Annotated in this window: 16 protein-coding genes; 11 read left to right on the top strand and 5 right to left on the bottom strand. The window is 64.5% G+C overall.

Going from position 1 to position 18,141, the window contains the following annotated elements:
* The first annotated feature begins 130 nt into the window (after nt 1-130).
* The 4 genes from N551_RS0126200 (at nt 131) to N551_RS0126215 (ending at nt 4,702) form a co-directional block, all read left to right on the top strand.
* Entirely contained in the window at nt 131-2,086 is a 1,956-nt protein-coding gene (locus tag N551_RS0126200) for an ABC transporter ATP-binding protein/permease (protein ID WP_027569439.1), read from the top strand.
* A 77-nt stretch (nt 2,087-2,163) separates the two neighbouring features.
* Entirely contained in the window at nt 2,164-2,868 is a 705-nt protein-coding gene (locus tag N551_RS0126205; protein ID WP_256374445.1) for a phosphatidylserine decarboxylase, read from the top strand.
* An 87-nt stretch (nt 2,869-2,955) separates the two neighbouring features.
* Nucleotides 2,956-3,837, top strand: a complete 882-nt coding sequence (locus N551_RS0126210) for a phosphatidylcholine/phosphatidylserine synthase (protein ID WP_027569440.1) — start codon at nt 2,956-2,958, stop codon at nt 3,835-3,837.
* A gap of 145 nt (nt 3,838-3,982) precedes the next feature.
* Entirely contained in the window at nt 3,983-4,702 is a 720-nt protein-coding gene (locus N551_RS0126215; protein WP_027569441.1) for an RraA family protein, read from the top strand.
* An 18-nt stretch (nt 4,703-4,720) separates the two neighbouring features.
* Here the strand turns inward: N551_RS0126215 and N551_RS0126220 are convergent, their stop codons facing one another.
* Nucleotides 4,721-5,014 carry a hypothetical protein gene (locus N551_RS0126220; RefSeq protein ID WP_027569442.1) on the bottom strand — a complete coding sequence of 98 codons (294 nt, stop codon included), beginning with the start codon at nt 5,012-5,014 and terminating at the stop codon, nt 4,721-4,723.
* 333 nt (nt 5,015-5,347) lie between these two features.
* Here N551_RS0126220 and N551_RS0126225 point away from each other — a divergent pair, with 333 nt between their 5' ends.
* The 7 genes from N551_RS0126225 to N551_RS0126255 all read left to right on the top strand — a co-directional run bounded on the left by N551_RS0126225 (nt 5,348) and on the right by N551_RS0126255 (nt 14,011).
* On the top strand, nt 5,348-6,121 hold the full coding sequence (locus N551_RS0126225; RefSeq protein WP_018459340.1) for a motility protein A: 774 nt from the start codon (nt 5,348-5,350) through the stop codon (nt 6,119-6,121).
* A gap of 23 nt (nt 6,122-6,144) precedes the next feature.
* Nucleotides 6,145-6,975 carry a flagellar motor protein MotB gene (locus tag N551_RS0126230; protein ID WP_007592497.1) on the top strand — a complete coding sequence of 277 codons (831 nt, stop codon included), beginning with the start codon at nt 6,145-6,147 and terminating at the stop codon, nt 6,973-6,975.
* Between the two features lie 273 nt (nt 6,976-7,248).
* Nucleotides 7,249-9,147 (top strand): potassium transporter Kup, encoded by a 1,899-nt coding sequence (locus tag N551_RS0126235; protein WP_027569443.1) that lies wholly within the window; start codon nt 7,249-7,251, stop codon nt 9,145-9,147.
* A 140-nt stretch (nt 9,148-9,287) separates the two neighbouring features.
* Nucleotides 9,288-11,216, top strand: coding sequence for a potassium transporter Kup (locus N551_RS0126240; RefSeq protein WP_027569444.1), 1,929 nt, complete (start codon nt 9,288-9,290; stop codon nt 11,214-11,216).
* 171 nt (nt 11,217-11,387) lie between these two features.
* Complete coding sequence (locus tag N551_RS0126245; RefSeq protein WP_015686918.1) at nt 11,388-11,714, top strand: rhodanese-like domain-containing protein; 327 nt, start codon at nt 11,388-11,390, stop codon at nt 11,712-11,714.
* An 8-nt stretch (nt 11,715-11,722) separates the two neighbouring features.
* On the top strand, nt 11,723-12,901 hold the full coding sequence (locus N551_RS0126250; RefSeq protein WP_027569445.1) for an aminotransferase: 1,179 nt from the start codon (nt 11,723-11,725) through the stop codon (nt 12,899-12,901).
* Nucleotides 12,902-12,904: 3 nt separating this feature from the next.
* A complete protein-coding gene (locus tag N551_RS0126255; protein ID WP_027569446.1) occupies nt 12,905-14,011 on the top strand; it encodes a polyamine ABC transporter substrate-binding protein in 1,107 nt (368 codons plus the stop codon).
* Nucleotides 14,012-14,144: 133 nt separating this feature from the next.
* Here N551_RS0126255 and N551_RS0126260 read toward each other — a convergent pair whose 3' ends face one another.
* The 4 genes from N551_RS0126260 to N551_RS0126275 form a co-directional block, all read right to left on the bottom strand.
* Nucleotides 14,145-15,077 carry a lipid A biosynthesis lauroyl acyltransferase gene (locus tag N551_RS0126260; protein ID WP_027569447.1) on the bottom strand — a complete coding sequence of 311 codons (933 nt, stop codon included), beginning with the start codon at nt 15,075-15,077 and terminating at the stop codon, nt 14,145-14,147.
* Nucleotides 15,078-15,085: 8 nt separating this feature from the next.
* Nucleotides 15,086-16,363 carry a beta-ketoacyl-ACP synthase gene (locus N551_RS0126265; RefSeq protein ID WP_027569448.1) on the bottom strand — a complete coding sequence of 426 codons (1,278 nt, stop codon included), beginning with the start codon at nt 16,361-16,363 and terminating at the stop codon, nt 15,086-15,088.
* A 99-nt stretch (nt 16,364-16,462) separates the two neighbouring features.
* A complete protein-coding gene (locus N551_RS0126270; RefSeq protein ID WP_027569449.1) occupies nt 16,463-17,668 on the bottom strand; it encodes a beta-ketoacyl-ACP synthase in 1,206 nt (401 codons plus the stop codon).
* Nucleotides 17,665-18,135, bottom strand: coding sequence for a 3-hydroxyacyl-ACP dehydratase FabZ family protein (locus N551_RS0126275; protein ID WP_007608856.1), 471 nt, complete (start codon nt 18,133-18,135; stop codon nt 17,665-17,667). Before N551_RS0126275 ends, N551_RS0126270 begins: the two co-directional genes overlap by 4 nt.
* Nucleotides 18,136-18,141 lie beyond the last annotated feature (6 nt).

Raw genomic sequence — 18,141 nt, forward strand, 5'->3', positions numbered from 1 at the left:
GTAAACAACGGCGAACAATCGAAGATTCGCCATCTGGCGGGGTGCATGGGCATCGGTAAGGCTCTATATGACAAACGAAAATCCTTAATGGCAACGCAGCCCGCATCCGACGGGCTTTTCAGGCTTCTTGATGGACCAAGCTCAATCGCCCGCCGGCCCCAACGTTCCTGATCCCGCCGGAGGGCCGCTGGAGCGGGCCACGCTGATGGGCACGCTGGCGCATCTGTGGCCCTATATCTGGCCGGGCGACCGTTTCGACCTGAAGATGCGCGTGGTCTGGTCCATGGTGCTGCTGCTCGCGGCCAAGCTGATCACGCTGACGGTTCCTTTCAGCTTCAAATGGGCGACCGACGCGCTGACCGGCGCCAACACGGCGCCGGTTCAGGCCGACAATTGGCACCTCTGGGTGATCGCCTCGCCGCTGCTGCTGACCGCCAGCTACGGCGTGATGCGCATCGTGATGGCGGTGCTGACGCAATGGCGCGACGGCATTTTCGCGCGCGTCGCCATGCACGCGGTGCGCAAGCTTGCCACCATCACATTCATCCACATGCATGAGCTGTCGCTGCGCTTCCACCTGGAGCGCAAGACCGGCGGCCTGACGCGCGTGCTCGAGCGCGGCCGCGAGGGCATCGAGGTCATCGTGCGCATGGTGATCCTGCAGTTGATCCCGACCATCGTCGAGGTCTCGTTGCTGATGGCCGTGCTGCTGTGGCAGTTCGATTGGCGCTACGTGCTCGCGACCCTCGTCACTGTCGCCGTCTACATGTACTACACCTACATCGCCACCGAGTGGCGGATTGGTATCCGCCGTAAGATGAATGATGCCGATACCGAGGCGAACACCAAGGCGATCGACTCGCTGCTCAACTACGAGACCGTCAAATATTTCAGCGCCGAGACCCGTGAGGCGCAGCGCTACGACCGATCGGTCGCGCGTTACGAGGAGTCGAGCGTGCAGGCTTACACCTCGCTTGCAGTCCTCAACACCGGGCAGGCCGTGATCTTCACGCTGGGGCTGACCGCGACCATGCTGATGTGCGCGATCGGCGTGCGCAACGGCACCAACACGGTCGGCGATTTCGTGCTGGTCAACGCCATGATGATCCAGCTCTACCAGCCCTTGAACTTCATGGGCATGGTCTATCGCGAGATCAAGCAGGCGATCATCGACATCGAGAAGATGTTCAACGTGCTGGGGCGCGAGGCCGAGATCAAGGACGCGCCGGACGCAAAGCCGCTGGTGGTCTCCGCGGGCAATGTGCGTTTCGAGGACGTGCGCTTCGCCTATGAGCCTGCGCGCCCGATCCTGAAGGGCATCAGCTTCGAGGTGCCAGCCGGCAAGACGGTGGCGATCGTCGGCCCGTCCGGCGCCGGCAAATCGACCATCTCGCGGCTGCTGTTCCGCCTCTACGACATCTCCGGCGGCCGCATCCTGATCGATGGCCAGGATATTCGCGAGGTCACGCAGGCGAGCTTGCGCGCGTCCATCGGCATGGTGCCGCAGGACACCGTGCTGTTCAACGACACCATCCGCTACAACATCCGCTACGGTCGCTGGGACGCCAGCGATACCGAGGTCGAGCAGGCAGCGCAGCTGGCGCAGATCGATCATTTCATCCGCATGGCGCCGAAAGGCTACGAGACCCAGGTCGGCGAGCGCGGCCTGAAACTGTCCGGCGGCGAAAAACAGCGCGTCGCGATCGCGCGCACCGTGTTGAAGGCGCCGCCGATCCTGGTGCTGGACGAGGCGACCTCCGCACTGGACACCCACACCGAGCACGAAATCCAGGGCGCGCTCGAGCGCGTGGCGAAGAACCGCACTTCGCTGGTGATCGCCCATCGACTCTCGACTATCGTCGGCGCCGACGAGATCATCGTGCTGGACCAGGGCCGCATTGCCGAGCGTGGCACCCACGCAAAACTGCTCGCGGAGGGGGGACTTTACGCGAGCATGTGGAACAGGCAGCGCGAGGCCGAGGCGGCGCGCGAGAAACTGGCCAGGATGGCCGACCCTGACGAGGCGCCCAACCGGGAGCCACCGCCGGTTGCCGATGTCCTGACGACGCCTGCGGCGGCGGAGTGACCTTGTCTCCGGTCCCAACTCTGGCCTAAACAACACCACCGCGCGGGACGACCTGCGCCATCAACCCTGAGCGGCAGATAGCGATGTCCATTCTCGATTCGATCCAGCGTCAGATCCCGCCGATCCACAAGGAGGGATATCCCTTCATCGGCGGCTTTGCGCTGGCAAGCCTCCTCCTGTTCTGGCTGTGGTCGCCTTTGGGGTGGATCGGCACCATCCTGACCGTGTGGTGCGCGCTGTTCTTCCGCGACCCAGTGCGCGTGACCCCAGTGCGCGAGGGGCTCGTGGTGTCGCCCGCCGACGGCCGCGTCTCCATGATCACTATGGCGCTGCCACCGGCCGAACTCGGGCTCGGCGATCGGCCGCTGCCGCGCGTCTCGGTGTTCATGAGCGTATTCAACTGCCATGTGAACCGCAGCCCGATCGCGGGCCGGGTGGACCGTATCGCCTACCGTCCCGGCCTGTTCATCAATGCCGAGCTGGACAAGGCGAGCGAGGACAATGAGCGCAACTCGCTGGTGATCACGACGCCGACGGCGCGGATCGGCGTGATCCAGATCGCGGGTCTGGTCGCCAAGCGCATCGTCTGCTTCGTCAAGGAGGGGCAGGCGATCGGCGCCGGAGAGCGTTTCGGCCTGATCCGCTTCGGATCGCGGCTCGACGTCTATCTGCCGCTGGGCACCAAGGCGCTGGTCTCGGAAGGCCAGACCGCGATCGCCGGCGAGACGATTCTGGCCGATCTCGCCGGAGACGACCCGAGTCGCGCCTACCGTGCCAATTAACCAATAAGTCGGTCCTGAGGGGCCTTCCGCCGCAATGGCGGAGGGGAACGCGGCTTGCTATATCTCGCCCCAAGGTGAGGACGAGCCATGACGCCCTATGACTTCAAAGATCCTGATGTGCGCCGCCGGCGGTTCCGCCCGATCCCGGTGCGCATGCTGGTGCCCAACGTCATCACGCTGCTGGCGATCTGTGCCGGCCTGACCTCGATCCGGCTCTCGATCGAGGGGCGGATGTCGCTCGCGGTCTACGCCATCGTGTTCGCGGCGGCACTCGATGGCATCGACGGCCGCATCGCGCGCATGATCAAGGGGCAATCCAAGTTCGGCGCCGAGCTCGACAGCCTCGCCGATTTCGTCAATTTCGGCGTGGCGCCCGGCCTGATGCTGTATTTCTGGCAGCTGCACGAGCTCGGCAATGCCGGCTGGATCGCCGCCATGGTGTTCGCGATCTCCGGTGGCCTCCGCCTGGCGCGCTTCAATGCCACCATGGACGATCCCAACAAGCCGGCCTTCGCCGCCAACTTCTTCACCGGCGTGCCGGCGCCTGCCGGCGCGATCACGGTGCTGCTGCCGATCTACGTCGCGTTCCTCGATCTCGGCCGGCTGCCTGCGGCGGTGACGGCTGCGTATACGCTGCTGATCGCCTTCCTGATGGTGTCGCGCCTGCCGGTGTTCTCCGGCAAGACCAAGCGCATGCGCGTGCCGCCCGAACTGGTGCTGCCGGCGTTCGTCGCGGTGGTCGTGTTCATCGCGATCCTGATCGCCTATCCCTGGCACGTGCTGTCCATCGGAACGGTGCTGTATCTCCTCGCTTTGCCGCTCGGCTACAAATCCTATCGCGACCAGGCGCGCGCGATGGAAGCCACCGCGCCGGCTGGAGGTGAGGTCTCTTCGCCGCCGTCGGCGTCGACGCTGGCAAACCTGTCGGAGCCGCCGCGCGAAGACGACCGGCCCGACCGGCTGCACTGAACGGCCAAGCAGCAAGGCGCTGAACAGCGAGACTTGGATATCTGCCATGAGGCGCCCTGAGTTGGGTTGAGTCCCGATCTCGGCTATATCGCCCGGTGCCGGCGGCACCGCGCCAACAGCGGCCGCCAATCTGGGAGAGAACGCCGTGACGAATACTGCGACCGGGCCGCTGCCCGCTTCCGTCCTCGAAGCGCTGGGCCGCTATGACACGCCGACGATCTGCAATGCCATGGAGATCGTGGCGCCCGAGCGCCGGCTAATCGGCTACACCACCAAGCCACTGGTCTGCCCATTTCCCGATCTGCCCCCGATCGTCGGCTATGCCCGCACGGTCGCGATCCGCTCGGTGCTGAAAAATTCGCTACCGCCGGAAGAGCAGTCCAAGCGCCGCATCGACTATTACGAATATGTCGGGACTGGCCACGGTCCGCGCATCTCGGTGATCCAGGACATCGACGGTCCCGACGTCGGCTACGGCGCGTTCTGGGGCGAGGTGCAGAGCAACGTGCACAAGGCGCTCGGCTGCCTCGGCGTCATTACCGACGGTTCGATCCGCGACATTCCGCAATGGGCACCGGGCTTCCAGGCACTGGCCGGCTCGATCGGCCCGTCGCATGCCTGGGTGCATGCCGAGAGCTTTGGCGGCGAAGTGCGCGTCGCCGGCATGACCGTCAAGTCGGATGATTTGATCCATGCCGACCAGCACGGCGCCATCGTGATCCCGCACGATATCGCCGCAAAGCTGCCCGAGGCTGCCGAGCTCTGCGGCCGTCGCGAGACGCCGATCCTCGAGATCGCCCGCAGCCCCGACTTCTCGCTGGAAAAGCTCAAAGCCGCGCTGAAGCGCTCAGCGGAGATCCACTAACGGCGGGACCGCAATGATCTACGGTTGCGAAGCCGCTCGCAGGCTGCCCTGTTCCGTGAGGAACAAGGCGGCCTGATCCGGCTCGCCGAGCACCGCGGCAGCGCATCCGATCAAGGTGAAGCCGCCGGCAAAATCCCACAGGGTGATATCTTCCGCATTGTCCGGCATGTGGATCAGGCGTGCTGCGATCACGGCCAGGGCCGCCTCCACAAAGAGCAGCACGCTGAACGCCGGCAGGACGAGCCCGGGTTCGAGCATGTGGAGCGCCAGCACTGCGGGAAGCGCGGTGAGAAGACTGAACAGCGTCACCATTGCGATGCCTTCCGCCCTGAGGAGCCGGCCCGCTCCAGAATACCAACTGATCGGTCGCCCCCGTGGCGCAGGGCCGCAGCCGAAGGGATCGCGCGCGCACAGCCTTGGGTGATGGGGTACGCGCAACGCCCTATGGTTAGCGAAATGTTGAAATCCCTGTCGGCACTCGGCAAAAGTCGGTGCCTTTCAGCGCGCTGCGGCCGCCAGGCGCGCCGGCTCAACTTAACCTTTACGCGTCTTTAATCGCGGCTCACTAGGGTTTCCGATGCGGTTCGGGGTTGGGCCGCGCCATCGGCCAGGACGGCCGTTGTTGCGTTCGCGTTGGAGTCTCCCATGGATATCATGACGAGCATCGGGCTCGTGGCGGGTATTGTCGTCATCGCGACGATGATGCTGCTGGGCGGCGATCTCCACATGTTCGTTTCCGAGCATGCGATGATCATCATCTTCGGCGGCTCGACGGCTGCGACCATGATCCGCTTTCCGCTCTCGACGCTGATCCACGGCCTGCCGCTCGGCGCCAAGTTTGCCTTCACGATGAGCCGTCTGTCGGCGCACGATCTGGTCGACGAGCTCGCCCGTATCGCCGAGATCGCCCGCAAGCAGGGCCCGGTGGGGCTGGAAAAAGTCGAGACCGACGAGCCGTTCCTCGCCAAGGGCATCCGCTACGTCGCCGACGGCTATGACCTTGATTTCATTCGCGACAATCTCGAGCGCGACCGCGATAATTTTTTGATGCATCTGGACGAAGGCAGCAAGATCTACCGCGCCATCGGCGACTGCGCCCCGGCCTTCGGCATGGTCGGCACGCTGATCGGCATGGTGCAGATGTTCGCCAACATGACCGACCCTTCAAAGCTCGGCCCGTTCATGGCGACCGCGTTGCTCGCGACTCTCTACGGCGCGCTGGTCGCTAACCTGTTCTGTACCCCGATCGCCGACAAGCTGCATGGCAAGCTCCTGGACGAAGAGACCAACCGCACGTTGATCATCGACGGCATCCTGATGATCCGCGACTCCAAGAGCCCGACGCTGGTCCGCGAAATGCTGCTGGCCTACCTGCCCGAGAAGCACCGCCACGCCGAAGGCGAGCCGGTGCCGGCCTGAGGCCGCGCGTCGGGATTTGAGACATGGCCAAGAAGAAGCGCGGCGATTCACACGGAGGCGGTCACGGCTGGTTCGTGACCTTCGCCGACCTGATGGGCCTGATGATGAGCTTCTTCGTGATGCTCGTCGCGTTCTCGACGCAGGATGCCAACAAGCTCAAGGTCGTCGCAGGCTCCATGCGCGACGCCTTCGGTGTCCAGACCGAAGCGCGCTATTCCGGTATCGTCGAGTCCGACGGCCTGCCGACCCGCCCTCGGCTGAAGAACGTCGATCACATTCAGCCCGAGGACTCCTCCAACACGCCCACGCCGGACCAGGAGGATCGGGACCGCACGTCGGGCGCCAAGATCAAGGTCGACCGCAATTTTGCGCTGGCGGCGGCCTCGCTACGCCAGGCATTGCAGGACATGCCGGAACTGACCGAGATGTCCAAGCACATCATGTTCGAGGAGACCAAGCAGGGCCTCAACCTCGAGATCGTGGACCAGGACGGCCGCTCGATGTTCGCCGACGGCTCCAAGGTGCCCTATGACCGCACCCGTCGCCTGATCGAGAAGCTCGCTGTCCCGCTCAAGGCGACGCCGCTGCGCGTCTCCATCGCCGGCCACACCGCGGCTGGTTTCGTGCCGACCCGCAGCGACTACGGCGCCTTCGACCTGTCGGCCGACCGCGCCAATGCCGTGCGTCAGATCCTCGAACGCGAGGGCCTGCCGGCCGCCCATGTCTTCGCCGTCGCCGGCAAGGCGGATACCCAGCCGCTGTTTCCGGACGATCCCTCGCTCGCAGCCAACCGGCGGGTGACTATCACCCTGATGCGCGAAGATCCGCCGCTGCCACCGAATCTGAAGCCGTAGGGCGCATTCGAGCGAAGCGGACCCTGTTTCGCGCGAAGAAAGCGCGACAAAACAAGGATGTAGAGCCAATTCCCCTTCGATCGGGGACGGAAAGGCTCAGGGCTCTTGTGCCACCGTCTTACCTGAGGCATGTCGTCGCGTGGGCGACGACCGTTGCTGCGCCGTCACAGCATCTGCCCCGGCGCCTGCTATGGTGATGTGCCGATTGACAGGGGCGCCGGAACCGTCAAAAGGCGCCGGATCAATTCTCGGGCAAAAGCGTTCCAGTTTCATATGACGGCGAGCATCACATCGACCGAAGCTCCGGACGGACCGGTCAGCTCGGGTTTCTGGGGCCTGACGCTCGGGAGCATCGGCGTCGTCTTCGGCGACATCGGCACGTCGCCGCTCTACGCATTCCACGAGGCAGTCAGGGGCGCGGCCCACGGTCAGCCGGTCTCGCGGGTCATGGTGCTCGGCGTGCTCTCGCTGATCCTCTGGGCGCTGCTGATCGTCGTCACCGCCAAATACGTTCTGCTGCTGCTGCGCGCCGACAACAACGGGGAGGGCGGCACGCTTTCCCTCATGGCGCTCGGTCAGCGCGCGCTCGGGCGGCGGAGCTGGTTCCTGACGGCGCTTGGCGTGGTCGGCGCCTCCATGTTCATCGGCGATTCCATGATCACGCCGGCGATCTCGGTGCTGTCGGCGGTCGAGGGTCTGAAGCTCGCAACACCCGCCTTCGAGCACTATGTCGTTCCCCTGACCGTTCTCATCCTGGCGCTGCTGTTCGCGGTCCAGAGCAAGGGGACGGCGCTGGTCGCCTCGGCTTTCGGGCCGGTGATGGTCGTCTGGTTCACCGTCCTTGCCGTGTTGGGCGCCGTTCACATCGCCGACGATCCGTCGGTGCTGGCAGCAATCAATCCCTATTACGCGCTGGAATTCCTGCTGTCGCACGGCACGATCGGCTTGGTGACACTGGGTGCGGTGTTCCTCGCGGTGACCGGCGGCGAGGCGCTTTACGCAGACCTCGGCCATTTCGGCCGCAAGCCGATCCAGTCGGCCTGGATGTTCTTCGTGCTGCCTGCGCTCCTGATCAACTATTTCGGGCAGGGCGCACTGGTGCTGTCGGATCCCAGCGCGATCGAACACTCCTTCTATCGCATGGTGCCCGAGCATTTCGTGCTGCCGCTGGTCGGACTTGCGACCGCGGCGACCGTGATCGCGAGCCAGGCGGTGATCACAGGGGCCTATTCGCTGGTCTATCAGGCAGTGCAGCTCGGCCTCCTGCCGCGCTTCGAGGTGCGCTTCACCTCGGAAACTCATGCCGGCCAGATCTATCTGCCGCGTGTAAACCGGCTGCTGCTGATCGGTGTGATGCTGCTGGTGCTGTTGTTCCACACCCCCACCAATCTGGCTTCGGCCTACGGTATTGCGGTCTCCACCACCATGGTTGCTGACGGCATCATGGGCTTCATCGTGATCTGGAAATTGTGGAACTGGCGCGCGGCGACGGCCGCAGCGGTGATCCTGCCCTTCGTCGTGGTCGACATCAGCTTCTTCAGCGCGAATCTTCTGAAGCTGCTCGAAGGCGCCTGGGTGCCGCTGCTGTTCGGCGTGATCATGGCCGGGACAATCTGGACCTGGCGGCGAGGGTCCGGGATCCTGATCCAGAAAACGCGCCGCATCGAGGTGCCGCTGGACGATCTGATCCGGAGCCTGGAGAAGCGGCCGCCGCACATCGTCAAGGGCACCGCGGTGTTCCTGACCAGCGATCCCTCCTTCGTGCCGACCGCGCTGCTGCACAATCTCAAGCACAACAAGGTGCTGCACGAGCACAACGTGGTCCTGACCATCGAGACCGCGCATACGCCGCGGGTCGATCTGTCGGAGCGTTTCCGGATGGAGAAGATCAGCGACAAGTTCTTCAAGGTCCGCCTGCGCTTCGGTTACATGGAGCAGCCCAACGTGCCCAAGGCGCTCGCGATCGCGCGCAAGCAGGGCTGGCAGTTCGACATCATGTCGACCTCGTTCTTCGTGTCGCGGCGCTCGCTGAAGGCGTCGGCGCAGTCCGGCATGCCGCTTTGGCAGGATCATTTGTTCATAGCGCTGAGCCGGTCCGCCAACGACGCCACCGACTATTTCCAGATTCCCACCGGGCGGGTGGTTGAAGTCGGAACCCAGGTCACCATCTAAGCCGCGATGGCGAAGGCATGCAAAACTGCATGTCTAGGCCCCAAAATCGGGCTAGGCTATGCCGCTAGCGCAGGCCTATAAGCCGCGCGCCCTTCTGCCGTTGTGCAGTGGAGCATTTTCAGAGGCCATCAGGCTCTCCCATGACAAGTGACGTAGCGATTTCCGCCCCGGAAACGGCGGCGGCCAATGGGCATGGCGATGCCCACACCACCGCCGGTTTCGGTGCGCTGACACTCGGCAGCATCGGCGTCGTCTACGGCGACATCGGCACCAGCCCGCTCTACGCGTTCCGCGAGGCGGTCATGGCGGCTTCTGGCGCGGAGGGGCTGCCGACGCCGGCGGCCGTGCTCGGCGTGCTCTCCCTGATCCTGTGGGCGCTCATCATCGTGGTGACGCTCAAATACGTCGTGATCCTGCTTCGCGCCGACAACAACGGCGAGGGCGGCACGCTGGCGCTGATGGCGCTGGCCCAGCGCGCAGTCGGCACCCGCGGAACAACCATCGTCCTGCTCGGCATCATTTCCGGCGCCCTGTTCTACGGCGACGCCGTGATCACGCCGGCGCTCTCGGTGCTGTCGGCGATCGAAGGCATGAAGGACGTCACCCTGCACTTCGAGCCCTACATCGTACCGCTGACCGTGATCATCCTGGTCGGTCTGTTTGCCGTGCAGTCCCGTGGCACCGCTCGCGTCGCCGCCTTCTTCGGCCCGATCATGTGCGTCTGGTTCGCCGTGATCGCGATCGCGGCGATCCACCCGATCATCCAGCAGCCACAGGTGCTGTTGGCGCTGAACCCGCTCTACGCCGTGTCCTTCATGATCCACCATGGCATCATCGGGTTCGTGACGCTCGGCGCGGTGTTTCTGGCGGTCACCGGTGCCGAGGCGCTCTATGCCGACCTCGGCCATTTCGGCAAGCGGCCGATCCAGACCGCCTGGCTGTTCATCGTGGTGCCGTCGCTGGCATTGAACTATCTGGGGCAGGGCGCCCTCGTGCTCGGCGATCCCGGCGCGATCGTCAGCCCGTTCTTTCAGCTCTTCCCGCAAGGTTTTTTCCGCGGCTGCATGGTCGTGCTGGCTACCGCCGCAACAGTCATCGCGAGCCAGGCGGTCATCACCGGTGCGTATTCGCTGACGCGTCAGGCGATCCAGCTCGGTCTGTTGCCGCGTTTTGAAATTCGCCATACCTCTGAAGCCCATTCGGGCCAGATCTTCATCCCGCGCATCAACCAGCTCCTGCTGGTGGCGGTGGTCCTGCTGGTGCTGCTGTTCCGCTCTTCCACCGCGCTAGCCTCGGCCTACGGCATCTCCGTCACCGGAACCATGGTGGTCACGGCGATGATGGGTTTTGTGGTGATCTGGAAGGTCTGGAAATGGTCGCCGTTCACGGCCGCCGCCCTGATCGCGCCGTTCCTGTTCCTCGATCTGACTTTTCTCGCCGCCAATCTGCTGAAGGTGTTTGAGGGCGGCTGGGTGCCCCTGGCGCTCGGCGCAGTCATGATGATGCTGATGTACACGTGGCGGCGCGGCAGCCGGCTGCTGTTCGAGAAGTCGCGCAAGCTCGAATTCCCGCTCGCCGACCTCGTGGCGATGCTGGAGAAGCGGCCGCCGCAGCGCGTGCCCGGCACCGCGGTGTTCCTGACCAGCGATCCCGTCAGCGCGCCGACCGCGCTGATGCATAGTCTGAAGCACTACAAGGTGCTGCACGAGAAGAACGTCATTCTCACGATCGAGACCGCACAGACCCCGCGCATCGATCCGGCCGAGCGGGTGAAGCTGGAACAAATCTCGCCGACCTTCTCCAAGGTGACGCTGAAGTTCGGCTTCATGGAATCGCCCAACGTGCCGAAGGCGCTGGCGATCGCCCGCAAGCTCGGCTGGCAGTTCGACATCATGTCGACCTCGTTCTTCCTGTCGCGGAGGGCGCTCAAACCGGCCGCCCATTCCGGCATGCCGCGCTGGCAGGACCGGCTGTTCATCTCGCTCAGCCGTTCCGCCAACGACGCCACCGACTATTTCCAGATCCCCTCTGGCCGCGTCGTCGAGGTCGGCACCCAGGTCACCATCTAAAGTGACGATCTGATCCTCCGTTGGAAGGTCGCGCTTCAAGTCGCTGCGATTTAGCTTTAACTTGCGCAAGGCAGCTCAAGCCTTTGTAGCGCTTGATTTTCACCGGCCGAGAGGCGAGGTTGCCGGCCGCCGGGATCGCCCCGGCAGCGGCCCGCGACGTTGGAGGATGATGTGGCAAATCAAGTACAGGATCTGACCCCGGACGAAGTCTCCAAGGGTGTCGCGGAAGGGCGCTATCTCCTCGTCGACGTGCGCGAGCCGAACGAGGTCGAGGCCGAGGCTTATCCCTACGGCGTGGTCGTGCCGCTCTCGACTTTTGATCCCAAGGCGATCCCCGATCCCGCCGGCAAGGAGGTCGTGTTCGCCTGCCGCTCGGGCAAGCGTTCGGTGACGGCCTCGCTGGCAGCACAGGCCGCAGGCCTGCCTTACGACAAGCATCTGGCCGGCGGCATGCTGGGCTGGAAGGCGGCGGGTCTTCCCAGCAAGGTCGGCGGCTGACCCCGCCGATGTCCAAGAGCTCGTCCCTCAACAAGGTCTTCGCGGACCTTCCCGTCACCATCTTCGAGGCGATGTCGCAGGCCGCGCGCGACAATGCCGCCATCAATCTTGGCCAGGGCTTTCCCGACGATCCCGGCCCCGAAGACATCCGCCGCGCCGCGGCCGAGGCCTCGCTGAACGGCTACAACCAGTACCCGTCGATGATGGGCCTGCCGGAGCTGCGCCAGGCGATCGCGAGCCATTACGGCCACTGGCATGGGCTCGAGCTCGATCCGATGAGCGAGGTGATGGTGACCTCCGGCGGCACCGAGGCCCTGACCTCGGCGATCCTCGCCGTCGTCCAGCCCGGCGACGAGGTGGTGTGCTTCCAGCCGGTGTACGATTCCTATCTGCCGATCATCCGTCAGGCCGGCGGCATTCCGCGCCTGGTCCGGCTCGAGCCGCCGCATTGGCGGCTGAATGAGGACATGCTGAAAAGCGTCTTCAATTCAAAGACCAAGGCGGTGCTCTTCAACAATCCCCTGAATCCGTCCGCGGTGGTGTTTCCGCGCGAGGACCTCGAGCTTTTGGCGCGCTACTGCCAGGAGTTCGACGTCATCGCGATCTGCGACGAGGTCTGGGAGCACGTCACCTTCGACGAGCACAAGCACATCCCGCTGATCACCATCCCCGGCATGCGCGACCGCACCATCAAGGTCGGCTCGGCCGGCAAGATCTTCTCGCTGACGGGCTGGAAGATCGGCTTCGTCTGCGCCGCGCCGCCGTTGCTGCGCGTTGCCGCCAAGGTGCACCAGTTCCTGACCTTTACCACCGCGCCGAACCTCCAGGCCGCCGTCGCCTACGGGCTCGGCAAGCCGGACGAGTATTTCCTGTCGATGCGCAAGGACCTGGCGCGGAGCAGGGACCGCCTTGCCAAGGGACTGGAGAGCCTCGGCTTCCCGGTGCTGAAGTCGCAGGGAACCTACTTCCTCACCGTCGACCTGTCCCCGCTCGGGCTGAACGAGAGCGACACCGAGTTCTGCTGGCGGATCGTGAAGGACTACAAGGTCGCCGCAATCCCGGTGTCGGCCTTCTACGAGCAGGACCCTGTGACCTCGGTGGTGCGCTTCTGCTTTGCCAAGAAGGACGAGACGCTCGACACCGCGCTGGAGCGGCTGTCGGACGCGGTGCGCGGGCGCAAGAGGTAGCAGATGACGATCGTCAGCCGCTTTGGTTTTGGCCTCGCGATCGCCGCCGCGCTGACGTTGCTCTCCGCTCCCGCCGGGGCCGAGGAGCGGGTCGTCAACTTCTACAATTGGTCGAACTACGTGGCGCCCGACGTCCTCGAGGCCTTCACCAGGGAGACCGGTATCAAGGTGGTCTACGACACGTTTGACGCCAACGAGACGCTGGAGACGCGCTTGATGGCCGGCAAGTCCGGCTACGACGTCGTGGTGCCCACCGCCTATTTCCTTCAGCGCCAGATCAAGGCCAACATCTTCCAGAAGCTCGACAAGTCGAAGCTGCCGAACCTGGCCAATGCCTGGCCGGTGGTGACCGAACGTCTCGCGATCTACGACCCCGGCAACATCTACGCCGCCAATTACATGTGGGGCACGACGGGCATCGGCTACAACGTCGCAAAACTGAAGCAGATTCTCGGTACGGACGCCAAGATCGACAGCTGGGACATCGTGTTCAAGCCGGAGAATCTCGCGAAATTCAAAGACTGCGGCGTCCACATGCTGGATTCCCCCGACGACATCTTCCCGGCGGCGTTGAACTATCTCGGGCTCGATCCGAACTCGACCAAGCAGGCCGACCTCGACAAGGCCGCCGATGTCGTGGCCAAGGTGCGGCCTGCCGTGCGCAAGTTTCATTCGTCCGAATATCTAAGCGCGCTCGCCACCGGCGAGATCTGTTTCGTGGTCGGCTGGTCCGGCGACATCATGCAGGCCCGCGCCCGCGCTGCCGAAGTCAAAAGCGGCATCGAGATCGGCTACGCCATCCCGAAGGAGGGCGCGCAGATGTTCTTCGACAATCTCGCAATCCCTGCGGATGCCAGGAACGTCAAGGAAGCCTACGAGCTGATCAACTATCTCTACCGTCCGGACGTGGCCGCCAAGAATACGGACTTCCTGTCCTACGCCAACGGCAACCTCGCCAGCCAGAAGCTGGTCGACCCGAAAATTCTGAACGACAAGAACATCTATCCGGACGATGCGATGCTCGCAAAGCTGTTCGTCATCACGGCGCGTGAGCCGGCGACCCAGCGGGTCATCAATCGGCTGTGGACCAGGGTGAAGACGGGAAGGTAATCGCGCCCATCATTGCGAGGAGCGAAGCGACGAACCAATCAGAATCTTTCCGCGGGAGGATTCTGGATTGCTTCGCTTCCGCCTTCGCTCTTCGAGCTACGGCGGACAAGTCGCTTGCAATGACGGAACAAGATTACCGCCACCTGCGGTGCAGCCACAGCCACTGCTCGGGATGCTCGCGGACCCAGCCTTCCACCACGCTCGTGATCGCTTGGGTGGTGCCCTGGATGTCGATCTTGCCGTCGGCGTCGCGCACCGGCTGGACCTCTTCGGTGATCTCGGCGGTGAAGCGGCCGCCGGGCAGGCGGATGACGCGGACGCCGTGGATCGGGCATTCGACCTGGCGCAACAGGCGTGCCAGCATCGGATTGGCGCGGGTCTTGCGGCCGAAGAAGGTGACCTCGACGCCGCCGGTCAGATACTGGTCGATCAGCATCGCGACGTGCTTGCCGTCCTTGAGCGCCTGCGCGAGCCGCAGCGGCGCGTCGCGGCCCGCGGGGATCAGCGTGCCCATGTTGACCTGGCGCATCTCCTGGATGATGCGGTCGGCGGAGGCGATATTGGGGCGGCGGTAGAGGATCGCCGTATCCAGCCCATGCGCGACCGCGGCGAGCGCCGGCAATTCCCAATTGGCGAGATGCGCGGCGAAGATCAGCGCCGGCTTGCCGTCGTCGCGGATCCGGTCGAACAGCTCGATGCTGCGGCTGGGCAGTTCGATCCGACTGTTTTCCGGATGAGCGCGGTCGTAATCCCAGACATGGTCCATATGAGCGAATTCGGCGCCGACGCGACCGAGATTGTCCCACACGCCCATCAGGATGCTTTCGATCTCTTCGGGCGATTTCTCCGGAAAGGCCGCGCTGAGGTTGGCGCGGCCGATGCGGTGCTCGCGCAGGCGCGGACCGATCGTCTTGGTGACGCGCGCGAAAAAGTCCGAGGTCTTGACCGGATCGAAATAGCGCGTGGTGCGCAACATGCCGACGGTGGCGGCGCCGATCAGCCCTCCACCGATCGACTTGGCCGTCTCCCGCGCGCGGGCCTTCGTCCTCGCAGGAAGCAGCGCCATGCGTCCGGTCAGGCCGGTTCGCGGGTCAGGATCAGCGAGGCGTTCTGGCCGCCGAAGCCGAACGAGTTCGACATCACCGCGGTGACGCGGGCATCGCGTGCCTTGTTGCCGACGACGTCGAACAGGATCGTGGGATCCGGATTGTCGTAGTTGATCGTCGGCGGGATGCGCTGATGTTCGAGCGTGAGCAGCGAGAAGATTGCCTCGACCGCGCCGGCGGCCGAGATCGTGTGGCCGACCATCGACTTGTTGGAGGTGACCGGAATCTTCGAGACGAGATCGCCGAACACGGCCGATGTCGTATTGTACTCCATCTTGTCGTTCTCGGGCGTGGCGGTGCCGTGCGCGTTGATGTGGTCGATCTGGTCCGGCGTCATGCCGGCATCGGCCAGCGTCTTGTTCATGCAGCCGATGATCGGCTTGCCGTCGGGCGAGGAGCGGGTGCGATGGAAGGAATCGGTGAGCTCGCCGCAGCCGGCGATCACGCCGAGGATTTTTGCGCCGCGCGCAGTGGCGGCTTCGTAGCTTTCGAGCACCAGCGCACCTGCGCCTTCGGCCATGACAAAACCGTCGCGGTTCTTGGAGAAGGGACGGGAGGCCGCCTGCGGCGGATCGTTTTGGGTCGACAGCGCCGAGAGCAGCGAGAAGCGCACCAGCGCCTCCGGATTTACGGTGCCGTCGGTCGCCACGCACAGCGCGGCATCGGTTTCGCCGCGGCGGATCGCCTCGACACCGAGCTGGATCGAGGTCGCGCCCGAGGCGCAGGCCGTCGACAACGAGATCGGCGAGCCCTTGGTGCCGAAGGTCTCGGCGAGGTAGGCCGCGACCGAACCGAACATGAAGCGGTGGTGATAGGCGCTGTACTTGCCGCCACCGGAGATGCGCAGCAGATCGTCGTAATTGAAGTCGAGCTTGCCGACGGCGCGGCCAAGTTCGCGGCGCTGCGGCCATTCGACTTCGACAGGTGCGACCGCAAGGAAGAGAGGACCCGGGAAATCCGCCTTGGCGCCGATGCCGGCCTGGTCCAGCGCTTCCTGCGTCACCAGTTCGGCCATCCGCTCGGACAGGCCGGTGGAGGAGAACGGATCGACGCTGACGAAATCCACCGTGCCGGCCATCGTGGTTTTCAGGCCGTCGACTGGAAAGCGCGTGATGGTGCGGATGCCGGATTCGCCGGCGACGAGCTTCGCCCAATTGTCGGTCTTGCCGTTGCCGAGCGAGGTCATGATGCCCATGCCGGTGACGACGACGACGGGACGCCCGAGTTTGTCGCGTGGTGCAGTCATGTCGATCCCCGCTTGAGCTGGAGCATGATCCGAAAAAGCGTGACGCGATTTTCCGAGAAGATCATGCCCAAACAATAACCTGCCAAAGCGCAACGCGCTCTAGCTTACTGCCTCGACCAGCGCCATGCCTTCGCCGCGCCAGTGTCCGGCCCCCACCACCACAATCTGGGTGGGCGCTCCCTGCATTTCAATCTCGGTGCCCGTGGAATCGTTCGGCGGAAACAGCGCGCCGCGAGAGATCGACAGCGCGGCGAGCGCGATACCGAGCGGGAATTGCGTCTCCATGGTGTGGCCGAACATCGTGCCGGTCGAGCGCACCGGGAACTCGGTGTGGCCCTTCAGGAAGCCGCGCTCTTCTGATGTCGCCGGCTCAGCGCCGGTCGCACCGGATATGATCGCGCCCTTGCCGTCGCGCTTCGGCAACTTTGCCCAAAGCTTCTCCAGCGTCGCGGCCATGTCGCCGGGGGTCTTGCGCCGGGCGAGGTCGGCAACGACGCTCGACAGCTTCGCGAACGGCTTGGCACCGCGCGCTTCCGCATGCGCCTTGGACTCCAGCACCAGAAACGCGCCAGCCGAGCCGAGCGCGAAGCCGGCGTTGTCCTCGCGCGCCCACACGGGTGCGAACTTGTCCTTGAGATTGAAGTCGCCGAATTCGTAGAGGACCATCAGGTCCTTGCGCTCGCCATTGTGCGAGCCGCCGATCAGCGCGATGTCGCTCTCGCCCGAGGCGATGCGCGACAATGCAATGCGGGCGGCATCGGCGCCGGCAACCTCTTCACCCATGAAGGTGCGCGAGGTGCCGCCAATGCCATGCACGATGGCGATGTTGCCGGCGAGCAGGTTGGAGAGCTGGGCCAGGAACAGCGTCGGCCTGAGATCGCTCATCAGCCGCTCGTTGAGGAAGCCGGGCGCGTTGGCACCCTTGGCCTCGGCCGTGAGCACGCCGGTGTCGACGTTGAGATCGCGCTCGCCGCCGCCGGCGGCGACGACCATGTCGATCTTCGACAGGATATCCTTGTTGCCCTTGATCCCGGCGGAGTCGAGCGCAAGCCCGGCCGCATAGGTGCCGATGCGCTGCCAGGCTTCCATCTGGCGCTGGTCGCCCTTCTTCGGGATCTGGCTGTCGAAGGTAACAGGCATCAGGGGGTGCACGATGTAGGGCGCAAAGCCCTTCTCGTCGACATTGATGCGCTTCTCCTGAAGCGCGGCCCAGTTGGCGTCCAGGCCCTCGCCGAGCGAGGTAGCCAGGCCAATGCCGGTGATCCAGACTTCCGTCTGGGCGGGCTTCGAAGCAGTCTCGGTCATGGCGATACGGCCTGTTGCGGAAAGCCGACGCGTTTGGCAACCGCGTCCATGTGGGCGCGCATATCCGCATGGGGAAAGGGAATCTGCGTGAAGGTCAGCGTCGAATTCGCGCGCAGCTTGCCGCCGACCTTGATCTTGGCTTCGGTCACGGCGTAGCCCGAGCCCTGATGGGCCAGGCTCGCCTCGATGCTCATGAGATCGCCGGGGAAGACCGAGCCGCGGACCTTTGCCTCCTTGACGGCAGCCAGGATCGGCATGCGCTCGAATTTGAGCACGCCAAGCTGAAGCCAGCCAGAGGCCTGCGCCATCGATTCGATCAGGAGCACGCCGGGCATCAGGGGATAGCCCGGGAAGTGCCCCTCGAAGATGGTGCTCTCCATCGGGACCTGAGCCTCGACGACAATCGTCTTCGCGTCGACGTTGAGGTCGACGACGCGATCTATCATGTGGAAGTATTCGAGTTGCATGACCGC

It is taken from the genome of Bradyrhizobium sp. URHA0013 (assembly GCF_000518345.1).
Taxonomy (GTDB): domain Bacteria; phylum Pseudomonadota; class Alphaproteobacteria; order Rhizobiales; family Xanthobacteraceae; genus Bradyrhizobium.

Coding starts and splice junctions, on each gene's coding strand:
- N551_RS0126200 (WP_027569439.1), top strand. CDS start 131: ATGGACCAAGCTCAATCGCCCGCCGGCCCCAACGTTCCTGATCCCGCC.
- N551_RS0126270 (WP_027569449.1), bottom strand. CDS start 17,668: ATGACCGAGACTGCTTCGAAGCCCGCCCAGACGGAAGTCTGGATCACC.
- N551_RS0126220 (WP_027569442.1), bottom strand. CDS start 5,014: ATGGTGACGCTGTTCAGTCTTCTCACCGCGCTTCCCGCAGTGCTGGCG.
- N551_RS0126210 (WP_027569440.1), top strand. CDS start 2,956: ATGACGCCCTATGACTTCAAAGATCCTGATGTGCGCCGCCGGCGGTTC.
- N551_RS0126240 (WP_027569444.1), top strand. CDS start 9,288: ATGACAAGTGACGTAGCGATTTCCGCCCCGGAAACGGCGGCGGCCAAT.
- N551_RS0126230 (WP_007592497.1), top strand. CDS start 6,145: ATGGCCAAGAAGAAGCGCGGCGATTCACACGGAGGCGGTCACGGCTGG.
- N551_RS0126225 (WP_018459340.1), top strand. CDS start 5,348: ATGGATATCATGACGAGCATCGGGCTCGTGGCGGGTATTGTCGTCATC.
- N551_RS0126250 (WP_027569445.1), top strand. CDS start 11,723: ATGTCCAAGAGCTCGTCCCTCAACAAGGTCTTCGCGGACCTTCCCGTC.
- N551_RS0126265 (WP_027569448.1), bottom strand. CDS start 16,363: ATGACTGCACCACGCGACAAACTCGGGCGTCCCGTCGTCGTCGTCACC.
- N551_RS0126260 (WP_027569447.1), bottom strand. CDS start 15,077: ATGGCGCTGCTTCCTGCGAGGACGAAGGCCCGCGCGCGGGAGACGGCC.
- N551_RS0126235 (WP_027569443.1), top strand. CDS start 7,249: ATGACGGCGAGCATCACATCGACCGAAGCTCCGGACGGACCGGTCAGC.
- N551_RS0126255 (WP_027569446.1), top strand. CDS start 12,905: ATGACGATCGTCAGCCGCTTTGGTTTTGGCCTCGCGATCGCCGCCGCG.
- N551_RS0126275 (WP_007608856.1), bottom strand. CDS start 18,135: ATGCAACTCGAATACTTCCACATGATAGATCGCGTCGTCGACCTCAAC.